This is a genomic window from Amycolatopsis sp. NPDC026612 (assembly GCF_040638285.1).
Lineage (GTDB): Bacteria > Actinomycetota > Actinomycetes > Mycobacteriales > Pseudonocardiaceae > Amycolatopsis.
On sequence record NZ_JBEZYB010000082.1, the window covers coordinates 1 to 25,276 of the forward strand.

General features: G+C 71.5%; 23 protein-coding genes and 1 pseudogene. 10 read left to right on the forward strand and 14 right to left on the reverse strand.

Translation table 11 applies throughout. From position 1 onward, the window contains the following. Positions 1-331 (reverse strand): annotated as a pseudogene (locus tag AB0F15_RS38155) (class F sortase); the annotation flags it as partial. 4 nt (positions 332-335) lie between these two features. Then, a complete protein-coding gene (locus AB0F15_RS38160; RefSeq protein WP_360281491.1) occupies positions 336-1,796 on the reverse strand; it encodes a hypothetical protein in 1,461 nt (486 codons plus the stop codon). A gap of 316 nt (positions 1,797-2,112) precedes the next feature. Here AB0F15_RS38160 and AB0F15_RS38165 point away from each other — a divergent pair, with 316 nt between their 5' ends. Together AB0F15_RS38165 and AB0F15_RS38170 are read left to right on the forward strand one after the other, a co-directional pair. Beyond that, the gene (locus AB0F15_RS38165; RefSeq protein WP_360281493.1) at positions 2,113-2,946 is read left to right on the forward strand and encodes a Bax inhibitor-1/YccA family protein; all 834 of its coding nucleotides are present in this window, start codon (positions 2,113-2,115) and stop codon (positions 2,944-2,946) included. 154 nt (positions 2,947-3,100) lie between these two features. Beyond that, a complete protein-coding gene (locus tag AB0F15_RS38170; RefSeq protein WP_360281495.1) occupies positions 3,101-3,931 on the forward strand; it encodes a hypothetical protein in 831 nt (276 codons plus the stop codon). Positions 3,932-4,010: 79 nt separating this feature from the next. Here AB0F15_RS38170 and AB0F15_RS38175 read toward each other — a convergent pair whose 3' ends face one another. After that, the gene (locus AB0F15_RS38175; protein WP_360281497.1) at positions 4,011-5,231 is read right to left on the reverse strand and encodes an acetyl-CoA C-acetyltransferase; all 1,221 of its coding nucleotides are present in this window, start codon (positions 5,229-5,231) and stop codon (positions 4,011-4,013) included. A gap of 83 nt (positions 5,232-5,314) precedes the next feature. Between AB0F15_RS38175 and AB0F15_RS38180 the strand changes: the two genes are divergently transcribed. The 6 genes from AB0F15_RS38180 (at position 5,315) to AB0F15_RS38205 (ending at position 11,248) form a co-directional block, all read left to right on the forward strand. Further along, entirely contained in the window at positions 5,315-5,473 is a 159-nt protein-coding gene (locus tag AB0F15_RS38180; protein ID WP_360281499.1) for a hypothetical protein, read from the forward strand. Positions 5,474-5,707: 234 nt separating this feature from the next. Further along, positions 5,708-7,078 (forward strand): cystathionine beta-synthase, encoded by a 1,371-nt coding sequence (locus tag AB0F15_RS38185; protein WP_360281501.1) that lies wholly within the window; start codon positions 5,708-5,710, stop codon positions 7,076-7,078. A gap of 124 nt (positions 7,079-7,202) precedes the next feature. Beyond that, positions 7,203-8,804: a hypothetical protein gene (locus AB0F15_RS38190; RefSeq protein ID WP_360281503.1), complete on the forward strand. Its 1,602-nt coding sequence runs from the start codon at positions 7,203-7,205 to the stop codon at positions 8,802-8,804. 402 nt (positions 8,805-9,206) lie between these two features. Then, on the forward strand, positions 9,207-9,599 hold the full coding sequence (locus tag AB0F15_RS38195; RefSeq protein WP_360281505.1) for a hypothetical protein: 393 nt from the start codon (positions 9,207-9,209) through the stop codon (positions 9,597-9,599). Next, the gene (locus AB0F15_RS38200) at positions 9,600-10,040 is read left to right on the forward strand and encodes a hypothetical protein (protein ID WP_360281507.1); all 441 of its coding nucleotides are present in this window, start codon (positions 9,600-9,602) and stop codon (positions 10,038-10,040) included. A gap of 50 nt (positions 10,041-10,090) precedes the next feature. After that, entirely contained in the window at positions 10,091-11,248 is a 1,158-nt protein-coding gene (locus AB0F15_RS38205) for a cystathionine gamma-synthase (protein ID WP_360281509.1), read from the forward strand. 3 nt (positions 11,249-11,251) lie between these two features. Here the strand turns inward: AB0F15_RS38205 and AB0F15_RS38210 are convergent, their stop codons facing one another. Both AB0F15_RS38210 and AB0F15_RS38215 read right to left on the reverse strand, forming a co-directional pair. Next, entirely contained in the window at positions 11,252-11,728 is a 477-nt protein-coding gene (locus tag AB0F15_RS38210; RefSeq protein ID WP_360281511.1) for a TIGR03618 family F420-dependent PPOX class oxidoreductase, read from the reverse strand. Positions 11,729-11,806: 78 nt separating this feature from the next. Beyond that, entirely contained in the window at positions 11,807-12,079 is a 273-nt protein-coding gene (locus tag AB0F15_RS38215) for a hypothetical protein (protein ID WP_360281513.1), read from the reverse strand. A 95-nt stretch (positions 12,080-12,174) separates the two neighbouring features. Between AB0F15_RS38215 and ilvA the strand changes: the two genes are divergently transcribed. Further along, on the forward strand, positions 12,175-13,377 hold the full coding sequence (gene ilvA / locus AB0F15_RS38220; RefSeq protein WP_360281515.1) for a threonine ammonia-lyase: 1,203 nt from the start codon (positions 12,175-12,177) through the stop codon (positions 13,375-13,377). Positions 13,378-13,399: 22 nt separating this feature from the next. Here the strand turns inward: ilvA and AB0F15_RS38225 are convergent, their stop codons facing one another. The 6 genes from AB0F15_RS38225 to hppD form a co-directional block, all read right to left on the reverse strand. Beyond that, positions 13,400-14,248, reverse strand: coding sequence for a ferredoxin (locus AB0F15_RS38225; protein ID WP_360281517.1), 849 nt, complete (start codon positions 14,246-14,248; stop codon positions 13,400-13,402). Positions 14,249-14,251: 3 nt separating this feature from the next. Next, a complete protein-coding gene (locus AB0F15_RS38230; RefSeq protein ID WP_360281519.1) occupies positions 14,252-15,820 on the reverse strand; it encodes a TNT domain-containing protein in 1,569 nt (522 codons plus the stop codon). A gap of 36 nt (positions 15,821-15,856) precedes the next feature. Further along, positions 15,857-20,329, reverse strand: coding sequence for a hypothetical protein (locus tag AB0F15_RS38235; protein WP_360281521.1), 4,473 nt, complete (start codon positions 20,327-20,329; stop codon positions 15,857-15,859). Then, positions 20,329-20,637 carry a type VII secretion target gene (locus tag AB0F15_RS38240; protein WP_360281523.1) on the reverse strand — a complete coding sequence of 103 codons (309 nt, stop codon included), beginning with the start codon at positions 20,635-20,637 and terminating at the stop codon, positions 20,329-20,331. The genes AB0F15_RS38235 and AB0F15_RS38240 overlap by 1 nt, the downstream gene beginning before the upstream one ends. 10 nt (positions 20,638-20,647) lie before the next feature. Then, positions 20,648-21,187 carry a YbaB/EbfC family nucleoid-associated protein gene (locus AB0F15_RS38245; RefSeq protein ID WP_360281525.1) on the reverse strand — a complete coding sequence of 180 codons (540 nt, stop codon included), beginning with the start codon at positions 21,185-21,187 and terminating at the stop codon, positions 20,648-20,650. A gap of 162 nt (positions 21,188-21,349) precedes the next feature. Next, a complete protein-coding gene (gene hppD, locus AB0F15_RS38250) occupies positions 21,350-22,549 on the reverse strand; it encodes a 4-hydroxyphenylpyruvate dioxygenase (protein WP_360281527.1) in 1,200 nt (399 codons plus the stop codon). 120 nt (positions 22,550-22,669) lie between these two features. Between hppD and AB0F15_RS38255 the strand changes: the two genes are divergently transcribed. Beyond that, positions 22,670-23,161, forward strand: coding sequence for an Lrp/AsnC family transcriptional regulator (locus AB0F15_RS38255; protein ID WP_360281529.1), 492 nt, complete (start codon positions 22,670-22,672; stop codon positions 23,159-23,161). A 36-nt stretch (positions 23,162-23,197) separates the two neighbouring features. Here the strand turns inward: AB0F15_RS38255 and AB0F15_RS38260 are convergent, their stop codons facing one another. The 3 genes from AB0F15_RS38260 to AB0F15_RS38270 form a co-directional block, all read right to left on the reverse strand. Next, positions 23,198-24,016, reverse strand: coding sequence for an MBL fold metallo-hydrolase (locus AB0F15_RS38260; protein WP_360281531.1), 819 nt, complete (start codon positions 24,014-24,016; stop codon positions 23,198-23,200). A gap of 51 nt (positions 24,017-24,067) precedes the next feature. After that, positions 24,068-24,568, reverse strand: a complete 501-nt coding sequence (gene greA / locus AB0F15_RS38265) for a transcription elongation factor GreA (protein WP_360281533.1) — start codon at positions 24,566-24,568, stop codon at positions 24,068-24,070. Positions 24,569-24,763: 195 nt separating this feature from the next. After that, positions 24,764-25,219, reverse strand: coding sequence for a DUF4307 domain-containing protein (locus AB0F15_RS38270; RefSeq protein WP_360281535.1), 456 nt, complete (start codon positions 25,217-25,219; stop codon positions 24,764-24,766). Positions 25,220-25,276 lie beyond the last annotated feature (57 nt).

The following is a 25,276-nucleotide window of genomic DNA, read 5'->3' on the forward strand; positions in this document are numbered from 1 at the left end:
GAGCCGCGGGAGCGGTGGCCGTCGGGGACGGGGACGGCACCGGGGCCGCGGCTCCGGCGGCACCGGCCGCGGGCAGCGCCGTGCCGGTCACGACCGCCACCGGCGCCGCGGTGACCACGGTGGAGCCGAACTGCACCGCGAGCACCGTCGCCGCGCCGAGTGCGAAGCCGGCGAGCAGCCGGCCCCGGCCGGACTTCCGGGCGGGCGGGGCGGGCGGGACCGGTTGTTGCCCGCCGGGCTGATCGTCTTCGGCGGCCGCCCAGCCGATGCCCCGGTGCCACTCGTCGACGAACCAGTCGTCACCCCGCCAGTCGCCGCCGTGGTTCGCCACGCCGTTACCTCCGGGAAGCCCGTCGTGCGGCGAAGCCGATCAGCCCGGCCATCAGCAGCACGAGCAGGCCGAACCCGGCGAGGCCCGGCACGGAGTAGCTCGTCTCGACGACACCGCGCGCCTGTGCGACCGGCTGGTCGCCGGCCGGGATCGCGCGGGGAACCTCGTTCGGCTTGTTCGTCACGGTCAGGGTGAGTGTGTCGCCCGGCTTCACCGTGCCGCACGCCGACGGCGGGTTCGCCGGGTCGTACGCGTTCGTGTAGCCCGGCGGCGGGCTCGCTTCGACGACGCAGATCTCCTGCGGGGCGCGGAGGTCCTCGACCGTCACGCCGCCGGTCTTGCCGTCGGTGGTGACCACCGCGGGCTTGCCGTCGGCGCCGAGGAGCGGCTTGCCGTTCTGGCCGAGCGCGGCCGACGTCCGGTCCTTGCCGGTGATCCGCAGGACGGCGCCGCCGACGCCCTTGCCCGTGTTCGCGTCCGTCTTCATGACCTGCACCTTGCCGGGCTTCGCGACGTTGACGACGCCCTGGGCGGTCAGCTTCTGCTCGCCACCGGTGGAGACCACGCGCTGCGTCTTGGTGTCGACCGGTACCCGCACGTACGGCCGGTCGGCCGGGGCGGACAGCGTGGCCACCAGCTTCGGCCGGTCCCCGGCCGGGGTCAGCTTCACGCGCACGGTGCCGTCGGCGCCCGTCTTGAGGGTGACGTCCTTCGCGGCGCCCTGCGGGCTGGAGTTCCCGGCCGCGGCGTCCGCCTTCCCGTCGTCGAGGGTCGCGTCGGTCGCCGTCAGCTTCACCGGGACGTCCGCGACGCCCTTGCCCTTGGCGTTCTTCACGGTGACCGTCCACTCGGCGGCCTCGCCGGGGTGCTGGTCGCCCTTCGGCGTGGTGACCGACGCCTTCCACGGGCCGCGGTCGGTCTCGGCCTCCGTGCGCAGGCGCTCGACGGCCGCCTTGGCGTCCGCGGGCAGCAGATCGAGGTGGTACTTCGCGTCGTAACCGATCTTGTCGTAGGTGAGCGACGGGTCCAGGTCGGCCGGCGTGCGCGGGGCGGCGGTCCACGAGTGCAGCAGGTGGGCGAGCGCCGCGGCTTCGTCCGGCTTCTTCGTGTCGCCGTAGCGCAGCAGCAGGTAGGAGATGTTCGCCGCCTCGTCGGCGGGCAGCTTCGTGCCCCACTTCGTGAGCAGCTCGTCGCCGGGCTTGTACTGCTCGTCGGTGTCCGGGGCCTTGAGCTGGAAGCTCACGCAGAAGACCTGCTCCCCGCCGACGATGTACGAGCCGAGCCAGTTGCGGCTCGGCCGCGGGTGCATGTCCTGGCCGGGCTTGACCTCGTAGCCGATGCCTTCCTGGCTGGCGGCCGACGCGGGCGAGGCGCCGACCGTCAGGGAAAGGGTGCCGAGCAGAGCCGCGGCGACGAGACCGGTGAACGCGCGAACACCCGCGCGCGGGCGTGTTGACCACCCCATGGTGTCAATGCTCCTTCGTTCGACGCGCGGCAGCGCCCGGCGTCTCTGCAGGTCACACGACTGATCAAGTCCCCGACGCGCATTCGGTGAAGATCCGAGTACGCGAAGTGAGCGTTGCGCCACGGGTGAAAACTGTGTACCGCTCTTCGGGTGGCTGTCGGCGAACGGTCGTGATGGCCGTCGCTGACCGTGTCACTCCAGGCCGGTGGTTCCCCGTCGAGTAAAGTCGTCTTTACTCGACGGGAACCGCTTGCCCCCGGCGGTCGTTGAACCCGATGCAGCGACGAAAACGAAGCAGCAGATCCAGGAGGATCAGGTGCGTTCCAGTAGCAACCCGGCGTTCCGCAACCTGCCCCACGGCGGAACCCAGACGTACGGGCAGTACGGGCCCCCGGTGGGCTTCAACCAACCCCAGGGCGGCGTGCCCGGGTACGGCCCCGGCCAGACCGCCTCCGGTGCGGACGATCGCCCGATGACCGTCGACGACGTCGTCATCAAGACGGGGCTGTCGCTCGCCACCGCGCTGCTCTTCGGCGTGCTCACGGCCATCTGGGCGCAGGCCCAGCTGGCCGAGACCGGCCGGCTGTCCGGCGCCCTCATCGGCGTGATGCTCGGCGGCCTGGTCGTCGGGCTCGTCGTCTCGCTGGTGATCATCTTCCGCCGGAAGCCCAGCGGCGCGCTGACGCTGACGTACTCGGCCGCCGAAGGCCTGTTCCTCGGTGCGCTGAGCGGCGTGTTCGAGGCGATCTACCCCGGCATCGCGCTGCAGGCGATCATCGGCACGGTGGGTGTCTTCATCGGCATGCTGGTCGTCTACAAGACCGGCGCGGTCAAGGTCACGCCCAAGCTGACCAAGTGGATCGTCGGCGCCGTCGTCGGGGTCGCCGTCCTGATGCTGTTCAACCTGATCAGCTCGCTGGCCTTCGGCTTCAACCCGCTGCGCGGCGGCGGTACGCTCGCCATCGCCTTCAGCATTCTCTGCATCGGCATCGCGGCGTTCAGCTTCCTGCTCGACTTCGACCAGGCCGACCGGATGATCCGTGAGGGCATGCCGTCGAAGTGGGCTTGGTACACCGCGTTCGGCCTGATGACGACGCTGGTCTGGCTGTACCTGGAGATCCTGCGGCTGCTCTCGTACCTGCGTGAGTAACCTGGCTCACAGTTCACCGGTGAAGGCGCTCCGTAACCAACGGGGCGCCTTTTCTGTCGGCGATTCAGGCATTTGTGGACCCCACTGCGGATCGTGCTCACCCTGCGTGTTTGATGGGCCGGTCGGTTCTCATTTCACATGTGTGAGGTTCACAGTGAGCGTTCCCCCTCCGGCCCCCGGGGGCCAGCAGCCGGTGGGTCAGCCCGATCCTTACGGTCCGCCTCCCGGCGGCCAGCCGCAGCAGCAGCCGTACGGCCAGCCCGGCCAGTACGGACAGTCGCCGCAGGGGCAGCCCGGTCAGTACGGCCAGGTGCCGCCGGGGCAGCCGGGTCAGTACGGCCCGCCGCCGCAGGGCCAGCCCGGCCAGTACGGCCCGCCGCCCGGCCAGTTCCAGCCCGGCCAGCCCGGCCAGCCCGGCCAGTTCGCGCCCGGCTTCCCGCCCGCGCCGCCGGCCCCGCCGAAGCGTTCGAAGGCCCGTGGGCTGATCCTGGGCGGCATCGGTGCTGTCGTGGTGATCGCGCTGCTCGTCGTGGGGTTCATCGCCTTCAAGAACTCGCCCGACCGGGCCGTCGCCGGTGACTGCCTCACGATCACCGAGTTCACCCAGGGCGGTGACGACCCGGCGAAGACCGACTGCAACGACCCGAAGGCGAACGTGAAGATCGCCAAGAAGCTGGAAAGCTCCTTTGGTGACTGCCCCGGCGGCACAGACGCCGGCTACGACACCTACTCGGTCAGCGGCAGCAGCTCGTACAAGCTGTGCCTGATGATCAACGCGAAGCAGGGCGACTGCCTGGCGAACTTCACGTCGCAGACCAAGGGCTACGTGAAGGTCCCGTGCACCGACCCGAGCAAGGACGGCGAGCTCGTCAAGGTCGTGACGGGCCAGGCCGACAAGAACGTCTGCGAGGGAACCGAGGCCACGCGCGTCGCGGTGTACCCGGAGCCGGCGACGACGATGTGCGTCAAGACGAACGAGCGGTAGCAGGTTTCACGAAGGCCCCCTCGCCCAACGGTGAGGGGGCCTTCGCTGTGTCCAGGGGTCAGGGGTCAGGGTTCAGGCGTCAGGAAAGGCGTTCGATGATCAACGCCATGCCCTGGCCACCGCCGACGCACATCGTCTCGAGGCCGAACTGCTTGTCGTGGTGCTGCAGCGAGTTGATCAGCGTCGAAGTGATCCGGGCGCCGGTCATGCCGAACGGGTGGCCCACCGCGATCGCGCCGCCGTTGACGTTGAGCCGGTCCAGGTCGATGCCCAGGTCGCGGTAGGACGGGATGACCTGGGCGGCGAACGCCTCGTTGATCTCGACCAGGTCGATGTCGCCGATCGACAGCCCCGCACGCGAGAGCGCCTGCTTGGACGCCTCGACCGGGCCGTAACCCATGATCTCCGGCGAAAGCCCGGTGACGCCGGTGGACACGATCCGCGCCAGCGGCGTCAGGCCCAGCTCCTGCGCCTTCGTGTCGGACATGACGACCAGCGCCGCCGCGCCGTCGTTGAGCGCGCAGCAGTTGCCCGCCGTGACCCGGCCGTCCGGGCGGAACACCGGCTTGAGCCCGGAGACGCCTTCGACCGTCACGCCGGCGCGCGGGCCGTCGTCCTTCGAGACGACCGTGCCGTCCGGCAGCGTCACCGGGGTGATGTCCTTGGCCCAGAAGCCGTCCGCGATGGCCTTCTCGGCCAGGTTCTGCGAACGGACGCCGAACTCGTCCATCTCCTCGCGGGTGACGCCCTTCACCCGCGCCAGGTTCTCCGCGGTCTGCCCCATCGCGATGTAGACGTCCGGGACGTTCCCCTCGGCGCGCGGGTCGGTCCAGCTGTCGGCGCCCGATGCGGCGGTCGCGGCGGTGCGCTGCTCGGCGTCGGCGAACAGCGGGTTGTGCGTGTCGGGCCAGGAGTCGGAGCTGCCCTTCGAGAACCTCGAGACGGTCTCGACACCGGCCGAGATGAAGACGTCGCCTTCGCCGGCCTTGATCGCGTGGAACGCCATCCGGGTGGTCTGCAGGCTGGACGAGCAGTACCGGGTGATGGTGCAGCCGGGCAGGTGGTCGTAGCCCAGTTCGACGGCGACCGCGCGGCCCATGTTGAACCCGGACTCGCCGCCCGGCAGGCCGCAGCCCAGCATCAGGTCGTCGATGTCGGGGGGGTCGAGCTCCGGCACCTTGGCCAGCGCCGCCTGGACCATCTGCACGGTCAGGTCGTCGGGTCGCATGCTGACCAGCGAACCCTTGTTGGCGCGCCCGATCGGCGAGCGCGCGGTGGAGACGATGACGGCTTCGGGCATGGCGTGACACATCCTCGTATCGCGAGCTAAGCGGTTGCTCACATACTGCCGCGTCCGGCTCCCGGGAGAAAGCCGGAGCGGGTGTGAGGTTCCCCGGCGGCCGGGAGTGGCCGCGGCGGCGCCGCGCCGCGAAGGCCCGCGGACCGGCGACGTTCCGCGGCGCCGAATTCCGCACCGAGTGCGACTTCGGCAAGGCGTCCCGCACCGACCGGCCGATTTCCGGGAAACCGTTTCAGTGGTGAAGGCGAAAGTTTCGCCGACGCAGTTTTCGCAGGTCCGGCCGATTCGGTGCGAAGTCCGCCTGCCGGCTCGTGGCCGCTGGGCGGAATTGACACGAAAGGACCAATCGGCGCCGTCGGCGGCTCGATACGATTGGCCGCGCCCGGCATCGCCGGCGCGCACCCGGGAGCCCGCCCCGGGCGCTCGATGGCGCACGAGTGGACACCGCCACGGGTGCGCCGTTTAGGCTGGCGGTCGTGGAGTACGCAGAGCACATCGCAGACCTCGTGGGCAACACCCCGCTGGTCAAGCTGAACTCGTTGACCAAGGGGCTGAAGCCGCTCGTGCTGGCCAAGGTCGAGTACCTGAACCCGGGTGGCTCGGTCAAGGACCGGATCGCGCTGCGCATGATCGAAGCCGCCGAAGCTTCCGGCGAGCTGCGCCCCGGCGGCACGATCGTGGAGCCGACGTCCGGCAACACCGGCGTCGGGCTGGCCATGGTCGCCCAGCGCAAGGGCTACCGCTGCGTGTTCGTCTGCCCGGACAAGGTCAGCGAAGACAAGCGCAACGTGCTCAAGGCGTACGGCGCCCGGGTCGTGGTGTGCCCGACGGCGGTCGCGCCCGAGCACCCTGACTCCTACTACAACGTCTCCGACCGCCTGGTCCGCGAGATCGACGGCGCCTGGAAGCCCAACCAGTACGCCAACGCGCAGAACCCGGAGAGCCACTACCTCTCCACCGGCCCCGAGCTGTGGAAGCAGACCGACGGGAAGATCACCCACTTCGTCGCGGGCGTCGGCACCGGCGGCACGATCTCCGGCACCGGCAAGTACCTCAAGGAGGTCAGCGACGGCGCCGTGCAGGTCGTCGGCGCCGACCCGGAGGGCTCGGTCTACTCCGGCGGCAGCGGCCGTCCGTACCTGGTCGAAGGTGTCGGCGAGGACTTCTGGCCGGACACCTACGACCGCGGCATCGCCGACGAGATCATCCCGATCTCCGACGCCGATTCGTTCCAGGTCACCCGGCGGCTCGCGCTGGAGGAGGGCCTGCTGGTCGGCGGCTCCTGCGGGATGGCCGTCGCGGCCGCGCTGAAGCTCGCCGAGCGGCTGACCGAGGACGACGTCGTGGTCGTGCTGCTGCCCGACGGCGGCCGGGGCTACCTGACGAAGGTCTTCAACGACACCTGGATGTCCTCCTACGGCTTCCTGCCGCCCGACTCCTCCGGCGCGACGGTCGCCGACGTGCTGACGAAGAAGAGCGGGTCGCTGCCCGATCTGGTGCACTCGCACCCGAAGGAGACCGTGGCCGAAGCCATCGCGATCCTCTCCGAGTTCGGCGTGAGCCAGATGCCCGTGGTCAGCGCGGAGCCGCCGGTGATGGCCGCCGAGGTCGTCGGCGCCGTCAACGAACGCGACCTGCTCGACGCGCTGTTCACCGGCAAGGCGCAGCTGGCCGACCGGCTCGAGCAGCACATGTCCCCGCCGCTGCCGACGATCGGCGGCGGCGAGCAGGTGGGCGCCGCGATGACCGCCCTCGAGGGTGCCGACGGCGCGCTCGTGCTGGTCGACGGCAAGCCCGCCGGGGTGCTCACGCGGCACGACCTGCTCGGATTCCTGGCCGGTCGCTGACCGGATCCCGGAAGAGTTTGATCGGTGGACCCGGCAGGGCGTTACGAGCGCCCTTCCGGGTGATCCGATAGCGTGGACGCAGTAGAACACTTTCGCGTCCTCGTCAAGGGGGTTCAAGACCCACATGAGTGCACCGCAGCCACCGAACCAGCCGTGGGGTGGCGGCCAGCCACCTCAGGGCCCGCCGAGTGGCCCCCAGCCGCAGCAGGACGACCCGTTCGGCAGCCCGGAGCCCACCCAGGTGGTGCAGCCGAACCAGCAGCAAGGCGGTTCCCCGTTCGGGGAGACGCCGGAACCGACCCAGGTCGTCCAGCCGGGTGACGGCGGGGCGGGCGCAACCCAGGCGATGCCGCCGTTCGACGCGAACGCGACCCAGATGGTGCACCCGGCCGGCGGCGACGCCCCGGTCGCGGACTCGACGCAGCTGGTGCCCCCGGGCTCCCAGCCGCCGGCGATCCCGTACACCCCGCCGCCGAGCGCGGCCGACAACCCGGCCGCGGCCTTCGGTCAGCAGCCCGGTGGTTACGGCCAGCAGCCGGGCGGGTTCGGGCAGCCGGGCCAGCAGGGCGGATTCGGCCAGCAGCCGGGCTACGGCCAGCCGGGCCAGCCGCCGCAGGGCTTCGGCGCTCCCGGGTTCGGTGGCCAGCAGCAGCCCGGCTTCGGTGGGCCGCCGCAGTTCGGCGCCGCTCCGGCGGCCGGCGGCAAGGGCCTGTCCGGCTTCGTCGCCGGCGGGCTCGCGGCACTCTTCGCGCTGGTCGCGCTGATCTTCACGTTCGTCTACATCGGCAACGTCAGCGACTACTCGACCGCCTTGAGCAAAGCCCCGAGCGACGACGTGCTCAACCGGTTCCTGGACGCGGCGGGCACCGCGGCGCCGGGCACCCTGTGGTTCTACGTGATCATGTTGCTGGTCTTCTGCCTGGTCGCGCTGGCCGCGGGCGTCGGTCTGGCGCTCGCCGGCAAGCTGCCCGCGACGCTCCGGAAGATCGTGCCGATCGCCCTCGCCGCCGGCGGCGCGCTGGTCGTGCTGTCCTCGGTCCTGCTGCTCGTGGGAACGACGCCGAACGCCGCCTACCTGGACAGGCTCAGGGGGCTCGGCACGGAAATCGACAGCGCCACCGGCAAGGGCATCCCGACGATGATCTTCGGCGTTCTGATCCTCGCGATCGGAGTGCTGGGGCTGATCCCGGGCACCAAGCAGCTCGTCGGCCTCGGTGGCGGCAGTGCCGCGCCGGGCGGCCCGCAGGGCTTCGGGGGCCCGCCGCAGGGCTTCGGCGGCCCGCAGCAGCCGGGCGGCTTCGGCCAGCCGGGCCCGTACGGCCAGCCGGGTCAGCCCCAGCAGGGCTACGCCCAGCCGGGCGGGTTCGGGCAGCAGCAGCCGGGCGGCTACGGCCAGCCGGGGCAGCCGCCGCAGGGTTACGGTCCGCCGCCGGGTTACGGCCAGCCAGGCGGACCCAACCCGTCCACCGGCGGGTTCCCCCAGCCGGGCCAGCCGCAGCACGGCGGGTATGGCCAGCCGGGCGGACCGAACCCGTCGAGCGGGGGGTTCCCGCAGCCGGGGCAGCCGCCGCAGCAGGGTGGGTACGGCCAGCCGGGCCAGCCGCCGCAGGGCTATCCGCAGCAGCCGGGGCAAGCGCCGCAGGGCTGGGGCCCGCCGCCGGGGCAGCAGGGCCGGCCGAGCGGCGGGTTCGGCCAGCCCGGCCAGCCCCCGCAGCAGCAGTGGTGACCTAGCACACCATTCGTGCCCCGGAGCCGATTCGGCTCCGGGGCACGCTGCATTTATAGGCGAATACGCAATTGTCCGAAAAGGACAAAAGAGGAGTAGCGCTTCCGCCGTGATCGCGTGACAGGATTTCTGCCGCTACCGCACAAAAATGATCTTGGGTTCCGCCGTCCGGCCGAATTCCGTTCTTTTTCGGACCACTTCCCCCAATTCGGACTAAGGTGAGCGCCGTCGTCCCGCTCGGCTGATGGGGGAGTTGTGACCGGTCCGCACGGATATCCGGCGTCGCATTCGCATTCGTATTCATCGACTCGGCCATCCGGCGTAACGGCGGTTCTCGCTGGACTGCTCGGACTGCCGGCCTCGGTCGCCGCGGGATATGTGCCGGTCAAGATCTTCCTCGACATGCCCGCCGAATTCAGTCTCGGCGCGCTGCCGGGCTGGGTGCTGGTGGACCTCGCCGGCTACCTCGTCGCGGGACTCGTGCTGCTGCTCGGTTCGCTGGCGACGCTGTTCCGCGCGACGGCGGGTGCGGTCCTGCTCGGCCTCGGTGCGCTGCTGGCCATCGGCGCCCTGCTCACCGAGCCGCTGTCGGTGGGCGTGCCGCCGTCCCGGTTCGCCGACGCCGTGTTCACCCACGGCGGGTTGGCCATGGCTGACCGCGTCGGTCTCGTCGCGCTGGCGGTGCTCGTGCTGGTGCTGGCGTTCCTGCCGCCGACGTTCCGGTACCTGCGCTACCGCGCGTCCGTGCTGCCCGCCCTGTCCGGCCAGGGCGCCTATTCGACGCGGAGCTGGTGAATGAGCCTCACGGCCCCGTCACATCCGGCACCGCCGAAGCCCCGTGCCGGGACCGCGGTCGCCGCCGGGGTGCTCGCCCTGATCGGCGGGCTGTGGTTCCTGACGGGCATCGTCTGGGTCGCGCAGCTCTTCGGCCAGCAGGACGTGCTGGTCCCCGGCCAGCTCACCGACGCCGTCGTCGGCCTGCTGCTCCTGCTCGGCGGCATCTCGCTGCTCGCGCGCACGGGCGCGGGCCGGGTGCTGAGCATGGCCGCCGCCGTTCTCGCACTGGTCGCGTGGATCGGCAGCGCCGTGCTCCGCTCCCAGCGCATCCTCGCCATCGTGGGCGGCCCGACGGGCATCGACACCGCCTTGCTCCGGTGGATCGTCGGTTCGCTGCCGTTCGCGGCCCTGCTGGTGCTCGCGGCGCTGCCGGCCACCCGCCGGTGGACGCGGCACTGAGAGCTATCCCACCTGACGGGAATGCCAGGGCCGGCCCGTACGCTGAACCGATGGTGGACGACTACTCCGTACTGGGCTTCGAGACACGCGCGATCCACGCCGGTCAGAAGCCCGACCCCCGCACCGGCGCGGTGATCGTGCCGATCTACCAGACCTCGACCTACGCGCAGGACGGCGTGGGCGGGACCCGTGAGGGCGACTTCGAGTACTCGCGCACCGCGAACCCGACCCGTTCGGCGCTGGAGGAGGCGCTGGCCTCGCTGGAAGGCGGCCGGCACGCGCTGGCCTTCGCGTCCGGCATGGCGGCGTCCGACGTGGTGCTGCGCAGTACCCTCCGCCCCGGTGACCACCTCGTGCTCGGCAACGACGCGTACGGCGGCACGTTCCGCCTGATCGACAAGGTGCTCAGCCTGTGGGGCGTCGAGCACACCGTCGCCGACCTCGCCGACCTCGACGAGGTGCGCGCGGCCATCCGGCCCGAAACCAAGCTGATCTGGTGCGAGTCGCCGACCAACCCGCTGCTCGGCATCGCCGACATCGCGGCGCTGGCCGGAGTGGCGCACGACGCCGGCGCCCGCCTGGTGGTCGACAACACCTTCGCGACGCCGTACCTGCAGAACCCGCTCTCCCTGGGGGCGGACATCGTCCTGCACTCGACGACGAAGTACCTCGGCGGTCACTCCGACGTCGTCGGCGGCGCGATCGTCACCAACGAGGACGAGCTGCGCGAGCAGTTCTTCTACCTGCGCAACGCGGCGGGTGCGGTGCCGGGCCCGTTCGACGCCTGGCTGACCCTGCGCGGCATCAAGACGCTCGCCCTGCGCATGGAGCGGCACAGCGACAACGCCGAGCTCGTCGTGCAGGCGCTGGTCAAGCACCCCAAGGTGGCGAAGGTCTACTACCCGGGGCTGCCGGAGCACCCGGGTCACGAGACCGCGGCGAAGCAGATGCGCCGCTTCGGCGGGATGGTGTCGTTCAGCCACGCGGACGGTGAGCAGGCGGCGCTGGAGGTGGCTTCGCGCACGAAGCTGTTCATCCTGGCCGAGTCGCTCGGCGGCATCGAGTCGCTGATCGAGCACCCGGGCAAGATGACCCACGCGAGCACGGCGGGCTCGACCCTTCAGGTCCCGGCCGACCTGCTGCGCCTCTCGGTCGGCATCGAGGACGGCCGCGACCTGGTCGCGGACCTGCTGACCGCCCTGGGCTGAGGGTCAAGCACCCACGTCGAGGCCGCCGCCGTAGAGCCGGTCCACCCGGAGCCGGATGACCACGCGGCGGTCCTCGACCATGTTCCGCAGGAACGCGGCCTCGTCGCCGGGGTCGCCGAACGGCGCCTGCAACGCGAGCAGTTCCCGGCCGGTCTCGTCGCCGGGCACCGAGCTGACCGGTGACACCTCGGCCAGGCCTTCGGCGACGGCGAAGGCCAAGTGGTCGGCGCTGCTGACGTAGAGTGACGCGCGCGGTTCACGGGCCAGCTGGCGAACCTTCGCCCGCCCCGCCGTGGACCCGATCCGCACCACGCGTCCGGCCGGATCCCAGGCGTAGGCGACCGTGGACAGGTGCGGGAAACCGCTGCGGTTGACGGTGGCCAGCGCGCCCAGGCTGTGGGCACCCAGCAGCAGGCTCGACGCTTCTTCGGTGGGCTTGGCGGGGCCGGGGCCGCGGCCCGGCTCGTAAACGGTGGTCACCTGATGATCATCCGGGTTCGCTGCACCCGGCGGAAGCAGGCGCTTTCGTGCCCGGGGACCACGGGGGTAACCGCCAGGTCAGGGGTTGTAGTTGCCGTGCACGACACCGCCGGTCGACGGCGTGCCGGTGGCCGGCAGGTCGGCGCCGTCGATACAGCCACCGACCAGCTCGACGTGGCTGTCGTGGCGGATGTACTGGGCCGGGGAGCCGCAGGTCGCGTTGTCCACCGTGAAGTACGCCGCGCCGGTGAGCGCGGCCGCCGAGGCCAGCCCGATCACGAGGGGGAGCAGCCCGGCGGAGCGGGTGGCGCGAGCCCTTCGGGCCGTGTTCGCGTCGTTCCCCGGTGCCATGGTTGCTCCTTGTTTACCGCACGTTGACGCGACCCAGGGTACCCGGATCACGGTCCGGTCAACCTGTGGAGTTCCTGAGTGGCATAGTCCGGCCCATGGAACTCGTCACCCTCGAGCGGATCCAGGCCGCCCGGGAACTCCTCAAGGGAGTGACCCGGGTGACGCCGATGGAGCACGCGCGTGACCTGCGCAAACTCCACGGCGGTCCGGTGCACCTGAAGTGTGAAAACCTGCAGCGGACCGGGTCGTTCAAGATCCGCGGCGCCTACACCCGCATCCACGGCCTCACCGAGGCCGAGCGCGAGCGGGGCGTCGTGGCGGCCAGTGCCGGCAACCACGCGCAGGGCGTCGCACTGGCGTCGTCGCTGCTCGGTGCCCGGTCCACCGTCTTCATGCCGCTGCGGGCCCCGCTGCCGAAGCTGGCCGCGACCCGCGGCTACGGCGCCGACGTCCACCTCCACGGCGCGCTGCTGGAGGAGACCCTCGCCGCGGCGATCGAGTTCGGCGAGCGGACCGGTGCGGTGTTCATCCACCCGTTCGACCACGTGGACGTCATCGCGGGTCAGGGCACGGTGGGCCTGGAGATCCTCGAACAGGTGCCGGGGGTGAAGACCGTCTTGGTCGCCACCGGCGGCGGTGGGCTGGTCGGCGGGGTCGCGTCGGCGGTGAAGGCACTGCGCCCGGACGTCCGCGTCGTCGGTGTCCAGGCCGAAGAAGCCGCGGCGTACCCGCCGTCGCTGGCCGCGGGCGCGCCGGTGCGGCTGAGCCAGACGTCGACCATGGCCGACGGGATCGCGGTCGGCGAGCCGGGCCTGGTCAGCTTCGCCCACGTCGAGTCGCTGGTCGACGACGTCGTGACGGTGACCGAACAGTTCCTGTCCCGCGCCGTGCTGCTGTGCCTGGAGCGGCGGAAGCTGGTGGTCGAGCCGGCCGGCGCGGCGACGGTCGCGGCGCTGTTGCAGCACCCCGGCGTGTTCGAGCCCCCGGTCGTGGCCATCCTGTCCGGCGGCAACGTCGACCCGGTGCTGCTGCTGCAGATCATCCAGCACGGCATGACGGCCGGCGGCCGCTACCTGCACCTGAGGCTGCGGGTCCCCGACCGCCCGGGCTCGCTGGTCGGCGTGCTGTCGTGCGTCAGCGGACTGGGCGCGAACGTGCTCGACGTCGAGCATTCGCGCATCTCGGGCAGTCTCGACCTCGGCGAGGCCGACGTCGTGCTCTCCCTGGAGACCCGCGGCCCGGAGCACTGCAAGGACGTCGAGGTCGCGCTGACGAACGCGGGCTACACCGTGCTCTGACAACGCTTTGGGGGTCCGGGGGTCACGGCGCTTCTGAGGGTCCGCCGGTGATGGCGGCGAGGGCCAGGTCCGTCGCCGCCTCGGAGACCTCGCCCGGTGCGGTGAAGCGCCGGGCGCGGATGTGGGCGACCAGCTCCGGGTCCGGTGGCACGCCGTGCTCACGCAGGTAGTACGCGACCGCGCCGGGCCAGGCCCAGGCCCCGTCGGTGCGGAAGTTCAGCGGGACGGCGTCCGCGCGCTCCGGGGCGAACGCGTCCGGCCCGTTGCTGCGGGACGCCAGGATCACCGGCGCCGCGTCCAGGTACGCGAGCACCTGCTCGACCTCCGCCGGCGCCAGCGGTGGCCGCCGGACGAGCGGGCGGCCGGACGCGTCCTGGCCGTCGTGGATCCGCGGGGTCCGGACACCGTCCACATCGGACGGTGCGGGTGGCGGGCCGTCGGTGCGGCGGCGCAACCACTCCGGGACGTGCTGCGCGGCGCGCGGGAAGGCCCGCAGCTCGTCCTGGAAGCCGATCGGCGGTGGCGTGCGCCGCCACTGCGGTTCCCGGTCGAACCCGAAGTCGGCGCCGACGCCGCGGACGGGGTCCACGGTCAGCACCGCGCCCAGCCAGGTGCCCGCCCCCGGCCGGTACATGCCCGCGCGCAGCGTGCCCAGCAACCGGAGCAGCTCCGGGGGTGGCTGGACCGCCCGGGGCACGCCGTCCAGGCCCGTGACGACCACATCGGCTTCGACGTGCCTGCCGGCCGCCCGGTATTCGGCCCGGACCTGCCGCCAGGTGCCGGGTGGCGCCATCGACGCCAGCCCGTGCCCGATCCGGTTGACGAGCTGCTGTTGCTGTTCCGGGCCCAGCGGTACCGGTGGGGTGCTCATCGCTCAGCCCGCCTCCGGCGCCGGCGGCCGCGTGGTCGCCTGCGGGAGCTCCTCGATGGCGCCCTCGGCCAGGAGGTCCGCGACGGACCGCTCCAGCACGTAGGCCGTCCCGCCGCCGGGCTGGTCGTACCAGTCGATGGCGGTGCCGGTGAGGGCCCGCACCGGCCGGCGCAGGCGGTACACGTGGTAGGCCCAGTCCTGGACCTCGGCCGGTTCCGACCGGTGGGGCCACTCGGTCCGCGCGGCGTAGAGCGTGTTGCCGGTGGGTTCGCCGTGACGGTCCATCTCGGTGCCCGGTGGCAGGGTGACCAGGCGCTTCCCGATGTACATCGACAGCGGGGCGTCCCCGCCGACGGGCTGGATCGGCCACTCGTCGGTCTGGCGCTTGGCGTCGGGCGGCAGTTCGCCGCGCATCGCGGCGCGGTCGAGGTAGAGGCGCCCGACGAAGTAGCGGACGGCCGCCACCGCCGTCGGGAAGGTCGCCGCCTCCAGCCGTTCGTCACCCCGGGCCTGGAAGACCGCCCAGCCGTCGTCCTCGCGCACCAGGCACCAGGCACCGTCGACGGCCTCGCCGATCCGGTAGCGGGCGGCCGGGATCTCGAGCTCGGCGGCGGCGTCTTCGGCCGCGCGCAAGGCTTCCTTGTCCGCGGCTTCCGGGTCCACGGGACCCGCCGTCGTCGTCGCGCCGCCGGTCACCTCGGCCAGCCAGCCGGGCAGTGCCTCCCCGGTCCGCGGGAACCGCGCGAGTTCACGGGCGAACTCGGCCACCGGCCGCGGCCCGTCCCACGCCGGTTCGTCGTCCCACGTGTACGTGTACTCGATGCTCGAGTTGAGTGCGACGTGCGCGACCGCTTGGAACCAGGTGCCCCGGCCTTCGTAGTACATGGCGGCCCGCAGCTCGGCCAGCAGCTCGGCGACCTCCCGCGGCGGTTCCCACAGGAACAGGCCGCCGTCGGTGGCCCGGCGCACCATCACCGGCAGCTCGGTGTACTCCCCGATCGCCCGGTAGGTGAGCATCACCTGGTTCCAGTCCGGCGGCACGGACAGTGCGACGATGTTCGAGATCTGGTCCCAGTACCAGTTCTGCTCCTGGGGGGCCAGCGGCGGCCTCGGCCGCGCGACCGGGACGTCTTCGGGCACCGGGCGGCCCGCTTCGGCGAGCCGTGCGCGCAGCCACGGCTGGATGTTCTCCGGGTCCCGCGGGTAGGCGTCGAGGTCGCGCACCCAGCCCGCCGGGTCGATCGACGGCGCCCAGTGCGGATCCCAGTCCAGGTTGAACAACGTCTGGATGCGCCCGGGCGGGTCGATCATGTACCGCATCGAGAACCAGGTGCCTTCACCAGGCACGTAGTACGCGTCGCGCATCCGACGCACGGCGGGCACCACCCGATCCGGCACCGGGACGGTCGCCTGCCCGCCGTCGTTCATCAGCACGGTGAGCACGAAGTCCTGGACATCGACGTTGACCCGGCTCACCAGGTCGATCCGCCGCCATCCCGGGGGCGCGGCGTCGACGAGGGCGTTGCCCACTTCGTGCGACTGCTCCCGCCACTGCGAGGCGTCACGAGGCATGAGTGCCGGTCCTTTCTGGTGCCGCTGCCGGTCGCATCAGGACGCTCCGGCCGGGGTGTTGGGAAAACTGCGCAGGTGGACGCTCCGGTTGCCCGCCCCGTCCACCTCGACCCACCGTACTTGGATGGTGTGCGGCACCAGATCACCGTCGTTCCGAAGGGGGAACACGTCGATCCCGTCGATCGTGCCGCCTTTCTTGAGGTGCTCGGCCAGGTCGGACTCGAACGCGTACCAGTGGTCGGGCCCGGCCTGCGCCGGCCAGCCCTGGTTCTGCGGCCGCCACTGGGACATCATGTTGACCAGCTCGCCGGGGCCACGGAACTGGTTGCCGGCGATGTGCCCGCCGTCGTAGAGCCCCATACCCGCGCCCTGCCGACCCGATTCGCCCTGTGCCGTGCCGTCCCGCCGCAGGAGCTCGCCCTCCGGCGCGAGTTCCGGCTGCCGCGAGTGGCCGTGCACGGTCTGGGCCGGTCCGGTGCCGACCTCAGGACCGGTCTGGTAGGTGAACCGGCCGTCGTCGACGTGGTAGACCAGGTTCGGCGCCGGGTTGTTGAGGTCCGGGTGGTGCGGCCGGAAGGTCTCGACCGCCGCGACGTTCCCGTGCTCGTCGGTCCAGTACACCGACCGCACCTGGTCGATCTTGTTCTTCCCCTCCCGGTAGTCGCTGTGCACGACGTACTTGGAGTTCGGCTCCAGGTCCGGGTGAGCGTCCAAAAAGGACTTGTTGCTGGGCAGCTTGACGTCGTGCTGCTGCGCGCCGCGGAACCGCTCCGGGTCCGCGACGCCGTGCGGCACCTCGGCGTCCGGGTCGATCCGCTGCCGCAGGTGGACCTCGGGGTTGCCCGGCAGGTTGTCGATGGCGCGCCAGTCCGGGTTCGTCCGCGCGATCCGGCCCGAGTCGAGCTCCGCCCAGCGGACGTGGCCGTTCGCGTCGGTGTAGAACGTGCCGCGGTGGACGCCGTTGGTGTCGGTGACGTCGTACCGGCGGTGCGGCTCGTAGGGGCCACCCTCGGCGAAGGACTGCTTCGGCCCCGGAGCGTTCGCGTGGTTCCGGTCGATGTCGACCGCCGGGCCCTCGAAGTCGGGCCGGTGGAACTGCACCGAGGGGTGCGGCACCCCGTTCGCGTCGGTGTGGAACGTCTGGTGGTGCCCGTCGATCTCCACCCGGTAGGTGGTGTCCGGGTGCGGATGGGTGACGTCCGGGTTCGGGTGGTAGTCCGGGTTCGGTTTGAACGCCGGGTCCGCCTGGCCGGTGGGGATCCGCGGCGGCACGTTCGGGTGGGACGCGTCGATGTGCGTGACCCGGCCCGTGCCGTCGGTGTGGTAGGTGCCGCGTGGGGTCCCGTCGGCGTCGACCACCTGGTACGACCGGTGGGGCTGCAGCTGCTGGTCGCCGGGGAAGCGCTCGCCCGCGTGCGGCGGCCGGGGCGCGTCCGGGTGGGCGCTGCCCGGCCCGACCGGCACGTGCTCCCCACCGGTCGGCGTGAAGTCCGTGCCGTGCTGCGGGTTCCGCCGGACCTCGGCCTGCCGCTGCGGGTCGGTGAGGTCGTGTTCCTGCTGCCGCGACAGCGGATTCCGGTCCTCCGGGACCGGAGGCGCTTCGCGGTCCGTGCCGGGTGCCTGCCGCTGGCGGGTGTCGTCGTCGCCGCGGTGGCGCGCACTGTCGGCGTCGACGTCGTACGGGTCGTGGTGGCGGGTGTCCGGGGCGAAGCCGCTGTCGCCGGCGGCGTGGGTCGAGCCGTCGGGGTGGTGGACGCTCCATTCGCCGTCCGGGGGAATGCGCGGGCGCATCTTCCCGTCCGGGCCGATCTCGTAGTCGGAGGAGAAGACGCGGCCGTGCGAGTCGGTCCAGGCGGGCTTGCTGGGCGCGAGCACCTCGGTGTCGAGTTCGCGCGACAGCCGGTGGGCGAAGTCGTTCGAGCTCGCGTCGCAGCCGATCAGCCGCACGGGCCTGCCGTCGTAGTCGCCGTTGCGGCGCAGGATGTCGCCGAACTCCTCGGGCGTGTAGAGGCGGCCGCCGATCCGGGCGTGCCCATCGGGCGTGACGTGCACGTCGACGGTGTAGCGGCCGTCGGGGTCGGGCTGCACGCGGTGCGGCAGGTCACCCATGTCGGGATCACCGGCGTGGTACGAGCTGCCCGACGGCGTGCTTTCCGAGTGGCGCGCGTTGACCTCGTCCGGGGTGAGCGGATCGGGGTCGCCGTGGTGCGGGGCGTCGGCGTCGTGGGGGCTGGGACCGGTCTCGTGGTGGCTGGGACCGTCGTGGGGGCCGTGACCGGGGGTGCTGCCGTCCGGGCCGGTGCGTCCGGGGGTGCCGTTGCCGGGGCCGTGCGGGCCGCCGGGGCGGGTGCCGGGGCTGTGGGGGCCGTGCCCGGGGGTGCCGCTGTGCGGGCCGCCCGGGCGGCTGGGTGCGGAACTGGCTGGCCGGGTGTCGGGGCCATGCGTGCCGGGGCGGTTGGGTGCGGGACTGCCTGGGCCGTGCGTGTTGGGGCGGTTGGGTGCGGGACTGCCTGGGCGGGTGTCCGGGCCGTGCGTGCCGGGGCCGAACCCGCGGGCTGCGGGCGCGGGTGCGTCGGGCGTCCGCGGGCGTCCGGCGGGCAGGTCGCCGCCGGTGCGGGGCCGTCCGGGTGCGTCGACGTGGGCGCCGGGACTGCCCGCGGTGCCGGTCCAGCCGCCGCTCCCGCCGGGCCGCGGGGAACCGCGGCCGCCGGGACCACTGCCACCAGGACCGCCACCGGGTGCTCCACCGCCGGGCGGCATGCCGGGTGGACCGCCCTGCGGCGGGATCCCGTCCCCGCCCCCGCGAGGCGACGGCACGGCGGAGCCAGGCTCACCGACCCGCGGAGCGGCCGGTGCGGTCCCGCTGGCCGAGGTGGTTCCGTCGACCCGCGGCGGCGCGGCACTGCTGGGCGTATCGCTCCCGGCGCGCGCGGCAGGCGACGAACCGGAGTGTGCGGGAGCCGCACTGGTGTCACCGGCGTGCGACGGTGTGTTGTCCCCGGAACGGGTCGGCGAAGGGCTCGAGTCCGACGAGTGCGAGGGGCCGTTGCTGCCCGCGTGGGTGGGGGAAGGGCTGCTGTCGCCGGTGTGTGCCGGCGGGTTGTCTCCGGCGCGCGCGGGGGGAGGAGCGCTGTCGCTCGCGTGCGGCGTGTTGTCTCCGGCGCGGGCGGGCGAAGGGCTGCTGTCACCGGCGTGCGAGGGGATGCGGGTGGGCGAAGAGTCGGTGTGCGCCGGCGTGTTGTCTCCGGCGCGGGTCGGCGATGGAGTGCTGTCGCCGGTGTGGGCCGGTGTGTTGTCCCCGGCACTGGTGGGCGATGGAGTGCTGTCGCCCGCGTGCGACGGTGCACTCTCCCCGCTGCGCGTGGGCGGCGTGCTTTCGCCCGAGCGAACCGCCGACGGGCTGCCGTTCGGCGACCCATCCGGCGAGCCGTCCGGCGATGCACCCGGCGATTCGTCACCCGCGTGCGTCGGCGAACCGGACTCGCCCCGGCCCGGACTCCGGCGAGAGCCGGCGTCAGGTGAAGCGCCGTCCGGCGAAGAACCCGTGTCCGGGGCGGAGCTCGGCGAATCTCCGTCCCCGTGGCCCGGATCGCCCGAACCACTGTCGGAACCGGAGCCGTGGGCGCGGGGGTGGGCCGCGCCGCCCTCCTTGGGGATCTTCCGGACGAAGCCGCCTTCCTTGACCTTCAGCCCGTCCAGCCCGCTGACCTTGCCCAGCACCTTCCCGAAGACCTTCGCGATCTTCTCGAACAGGTCCACCAGCTTCGACAGCAGCGGCGAGACGCGGCGGATCGTGTCGGTCAGCTTCTTGAGCAGCTCACCGATCTTCTTGCCCCACTTGGCGATCGCGGCCGACGCCTGCGCCACCACGACCGGGGTGCCGAAGCCGAGGGAGAAGACCTCCTCCATCACCCACGCGACGAGCTTGCCGACCAGGTCGGCGATCAGCTGCCGCACCGTCTCGCGGACGAAGGACACGACTTGGCCCATGATCATCGTGACCGTGCTGATCGCGCCGGCCACCGTCGCCGCGCCCGAGAGCGCGTCGCTGTGCTCGGCCGCGAACTTGCGGTACGCGTCCGCACCCGCGCCGGTCCAGCCCGTCGTGCCGTTCTTGACCGCGTTGTCGAAGTCGGTCTTGCGCTCGCCCAGCGCCTTCGAGACGTTGCCCCAGGTGTCCGCATAGGACTGGATCACCGGCGGGTTGCCCGCGACGGAGTCCAGCATGTCCTTCAACGGCTGCACGTGCTCCATCAGGAACGAGGCCACCGAAGACATCAGGTACCCGAACGGGTCGATCGCCGCCCCGGCGATCTCGCCGGCCAGCGACAGCATGCCGAGGCCGCCGGAAACCCAGTCGCCGTCCTTGATCCCGTTGAACGCGTCCATCGACGACTCGGCGATGCCGATGCCGCCGGCCCAGCCGTAGTCGCCGTTGCCCGCCGTGAACGCACCTGGCCCGTCGGGGTCCTTCTTGGCGTCGGCGACGAGCGGGTTCCCTTCGGGCATCAGACACCGCCCGCGGACTTGTTCAGGTCGTCGGCGACGCCGCCCTCGTACTTGTGGTACGCCGCCGCGGCCTCGCGGACCTTCCCGGACACGGCGGTCATCGCCTGCACGGCGTCCTTGAGCGCGTCGATCCCGTACTGCTCCACCGGGTCGAGCAGCATCCGGAACGGCTGGCAGAGGATGCCGTACGCGTCGGTCGGCATGCTCACCTGGTTCGCCGCGTCGACGGCCTGCTGCAGCCCGTCCCCGATGGCGTCGAGCTGCTTCGCGTGCGCCGTCAGGTCGGTGCTGAGTTCCATGTCCGTCATCGGTTCCCCCTCAGGAAAGGATCGGTCCGCCGAAGTCGTCGTCGTCCTCGTCGCCACCCGGGCGGCGACGGCGGGGTGGTGGCGGCGGGGTGCGCGGCGCCGCCGGCGGCGGCTCCTCGGTGTCGTCCGGCAGGAACCGGCGGACGCGATCGGGCTCCGGGAACGCCGGTTCGGCCTCGGGCGGCGGTTCCGGGAACGTGCTCTGCGCCTCGCGCACGATCTCGGCCGCGGCCTGGTCGCCGGTGCCGGTGGTCTCGGTCATGGCCTGCTGCAGCAGTTCCGGGATCCGCGCCTGCGCCCGCTGCACCAGCTGCATGACCTGCGCCGACACCTCCGCCATCCGCTTGCCGGCCGCCGACTCCGCGATCACCAGGTTCTTCAGCAGCCCGCGCGAATCGATCGTCACCTGAACGGTGCCGTCCTTCGACCGCTCGGTGACCGTCTGGCCCTGCATGCGATCGGCCAGCGCCTGGTACCGGGCGGCGTTCTCCTCGAGCCGCTTGGTCCAGTTGTCGATCATCGCGTCGCTGGCGTCGATGCTGTCCGGCATCACGGCCCCTTCTCTCTGCTTCCCCACATTGACGGATCCGGGCCGTCCACGGTTCCCGATTCACGCCAAAGGCCACCATAGGGGACCCGCAGGTGCCCGATGGTGGCCTTCGCCGAGATGTGTCAGAGGTTGCCTCGGCGCCGTGCTGATGGCGCCTCGGCGTTAAAGATTGCCTCGGCGCTCCTGCTCGCGCTCGATCGCCTCGAACAGGGCCTTGAAGTTGCCCTTGCCGAAGCCCAGCGAGCCGTGGCGCTCGATCAGCTCGTAGAACACGGTCGGGCGGTCGCCGATCGGCTTGGTGAAGATCTGCAGCAGGTAGCCGTCCTCATCGCGGTCGACCAGGATGCTGTGCTCCTTCAGCGTCTCGATCGGCACGCGGACGTTGCCGATCCGGGCGCGCAGCTCGGGGTCGTCGTAGTAGGAGTCCGGGGTGTCGAGGAACTCGACGCCGGCGGCGCGCATCGCCGTCACCGTGGCGATGATGTCGTTGGTGGCCAGCGCGATGTGCTGGCAGCCCGCGCCGCCGTAGAACTCGAGGTACTCGTCGATCTGCGACTTCTTCTTCGCCACGGCGGGCTCGTTCAGCGGGAACTTGACCCGGTGGTTGCCGTTCGAGACGACCTTGCTCATCAGCGCCGAGTACTCGGTCGCGATGTCGTCGCCGACGAACTCCGCCATGTTCACGAAGCCCATGACGCGGTGGTACCAGTCGACCCAGTAGTCCATCTTGCCGAGCTCGACGTTGCCGACGCAGTGGTCGACGGCCTGGAACAGCCGCTTCGGAGCGTTTTTGGGCCGCTTGACCGTGCTCTCGCGCGGCTCGTAGCCGGGCAGGTAGACGCCGGTGTAGCGCGACCGGTCGACCAGCGAGTGGCGGGTTTCGCCGTAGGTCGCGATGGTGGCCAGGCGGACCGTGCCGTGCTCGTCGGAGACGTCGTGCGGCTCCTCGAGGATGGTCGCGCCCTGCGCGCGGGCGTGCTCGACGCACTTGTCGACGTCGGTGGTCTCCAGCGCCAGGTCGATGACGCCGTCGCCGTGCTTGCGGTGGTGGTCGAGCAGCGGCGAGCCCGGCTGCACCCCGCCGGTGATGACGAACCGGGCCGAGCCGGACTTCAGCACGTAGGACTTGCGCTCGTAGACGCCGGTCTCGGGACCGGAGTAGGCGACGAGCTGCATTCCGAACGCGATCTGGTAGTACCAGGCGGTCTGGGTGGCGTTGCCGGCGATGAACACCACCGCGTCCATGGCCTTGACCGGGAACGGGTCGGTCGTGGCGTCGTGGTCGACGAGCCCGACCAGTTGACGCAGCTGGTCGTAGCTGACGTCGTCGAGGGCACCCTGGGGTTCGGCAGTCTGGGTCATACCCCGAAGGATCAGCTTGTGAGGCAAGATGTGCAATGGTCAAAGATTTTACTGAACAATTTGACCACTGACTGTCGGGCCTCGGCGGTCACGATGGACAACTTGCGCAGGAAGAGAGCAATGCCGGAGAACCTCGACGCGCTGGACGCGCGGCTGCTGCTGTTGCTCACCGACTCGCCGCGGCTGGGGGTGCTCGAGTCCGCGCGCCGGCTCGGCGTCGCCCGCGGCACCGTCCAGGCCCGGCTCGACCGCCTGACCGAGCGCGGCATCCTCGGCGGCTTCCCGCCCGAACTGGACCTGGCGGCGATGGGCTACGGCCTGACGGCGTTCGCGGTGCTCGAAATCGCGCAGGGCCGCCGCGCGGAGGTGGCGGAGGCCCTGGCCGCGATCGACGAGGTGTGCGAAGTCCACGCGACGACCGGGCAGGGCGACCTGTTCGTCCGCATGGTGGCCCGCGGGAACGACGACCTGCAGCGCGTGATCGACAAGGTGGTCGGCGTCCCGGACGTGCTGCGGACGTCGACGTCGATCGCGTTGTCGACGCCGGTGCCGCCGCGGGTCCGCCCGCTGCTGGAGCGGACCGCGCGGGGCCAAAGCGGCACTTTCACGTGAAAGTGACCACCTGGGGCCGTAGCTTTCACGTGAAAGCTACGCTTTGGCTTCGTCGCCGACGTGGGCCAGGTACCGCTTCGCCGAGCGCTGGACGACCTCGAACCCGTCGGTCCGCACGATCGCGTCCCACCAGGCGCCGTAGATGGCGTCGAAGCGGTAGGCCGACAGCAGCTCAGCCGCGCGGCGGACGACGTGCGGGCGTTCGGGGATCAGGTTCGGGTAGCTGTACATGAAACCGACGTGGGTGCGGTCGGGGATGACCTGCACGATGTCGCCGGACAGCAGCGCACCGCGGCCGTCTTCGCCGTCCGGCCAGTGCAGCACCGTGCCGCCGTCGAAGTGCACGCCGAGGTTGATCAGCCGCAGGTCGTCGGCGACGTCGAGGGTGGTGCCGGACCACAGCTTCACCGCCGGGTCCGGCCTGCCGATCCACTGCTGGTCGGCTTCGTGGAGGTAGACCGGCACGTCGAAGGCGCGCGCCCACTCGACCATCGTCGTGTAGTAGTGCGGGTGGCTGATCGCGATCCCGGTGAGGCCGCCCAGGTCGCGCACCCGCTCGACCACCGCGTCGTCGAGGTAGGCCGCGCAGTCCCACAGGAAATTGCCGGACCGCGCCCGCACCAGCAGCGCGCGCTGCCCGATCGCGAACCCCGGGTTCGAGCCGACGCCGACGATGCCGGGGCCCTGTTCCTCGACGCGCGGGGTGTAGGTGCCGCTCGCGCGCAGGGTTTCCAGGTTCGTCCACTGCTGACCGGACCGCGGGACGTACTGGCGTTCGTCCTCGCAGACCGGGCAGTCGTCACGGGCGACGGCGTACTGCGTACCGCAGGCCTGGCAGATCGGTTCGGTGCTCACGGCAGTGTCCTCCCAGTGTGTGGATCCGGGAGGACACGCTAGCCGCGGCGATCAGGCGTCGGCGTACGGGACCGCCTTGACCAGCGTCACCTTCTGGACCTTGCCGTTGGGCAGCTCGTACTCGCGGGACTCGCCCTCCTTGGCGCCGAGCAGGGCCTTGCCCAGCGGCGACTCCGGGGAGTAGACGTCGAGACCGCCTTCGGCGCCTTCTTCGCGGGTGGCGAGCAGGAACTTCTCGTCCTCGTCGTCACCCTCGTACCGGACGGTGAGCACCTTGCCGGGGCCGGCGGTGCCGTCGTTCGCGGGCTTCTCGCCGACCTTGGCCGAGCGCAGCAGCTCCTGCAGGTGCCGGATGCGCGCTTCGGCCTGGCCCTGCTCTTCGCGAGCAGCGTGGTAGCCGCCGTTCTCCTTGAGGTCACCCTCTTCGCGGCTGTCGTTGATGCGCGCGGCGATGACCGGCCGATTCTCGATCATTTCGTCGAGCTCGTGCTTGAGCCGGTCGTAGGCATCCTGGGTGAGCCAGGTCACCTTGGTGTCGCTCACGGTCACCATCTCCTCGTCGGGCCTGCCAGGCTTGCGTGTTCAAGCCGGCCCACGCGGGCCTAGGTGCCCGCGTGGCTGAGATAAAGGAAAAACACGGCCCGTCGCGGACCGTGCTGAAGGGTCAGACTATCACGGCGCGAGAGGTCGACGCCCATTATTTCCCCACGCCCCGGGCGTTGGGCGCGCGGTTCACCCCGTTGGCCGCTATGGGGTTGACAGGTAGCGTGGTATGTCGTACGAGCAGCCGAACACATCGGCGGTCACCGGTTCCCCGATGCTCTTGATCGTCGTGCTCATCCTGTTGTACTTCGCGCCGGCGGGGATCAGGAGCTCTTTGCGGCCGCTCTCGGCGCCGGTCTTGTCGCGGGCGCGGACGACGCACACGCCCGGCCTGCTGTCGTCGTCCCGGGTGACGTTGATGGTGATTTCCATCGCGTTGCCTGGTTTCGCGCTGAAGGCGATGCGCTCGGCGTCGATCGGCGCGGCGCCGAGGTTGACGTAGGCGACCCAGGCGATCAGGCCGCTGACCAGCAGGGCGATGGCCAGGAAGAGCCAGCGCCGCCAGCGCTTGGACGTCGTCGCGCGCCCGGTGCCGTACCGGCCATCGGGCAGCGCGGGCGCGCTGCCGCCGACGGCCGTTTCCGCCGGTCCGCTTGCCAAGCCGGGCCTCCTGCTCGTTCTTGTCGTACCCGTGGGGACAATGGTGACGCGGGTACG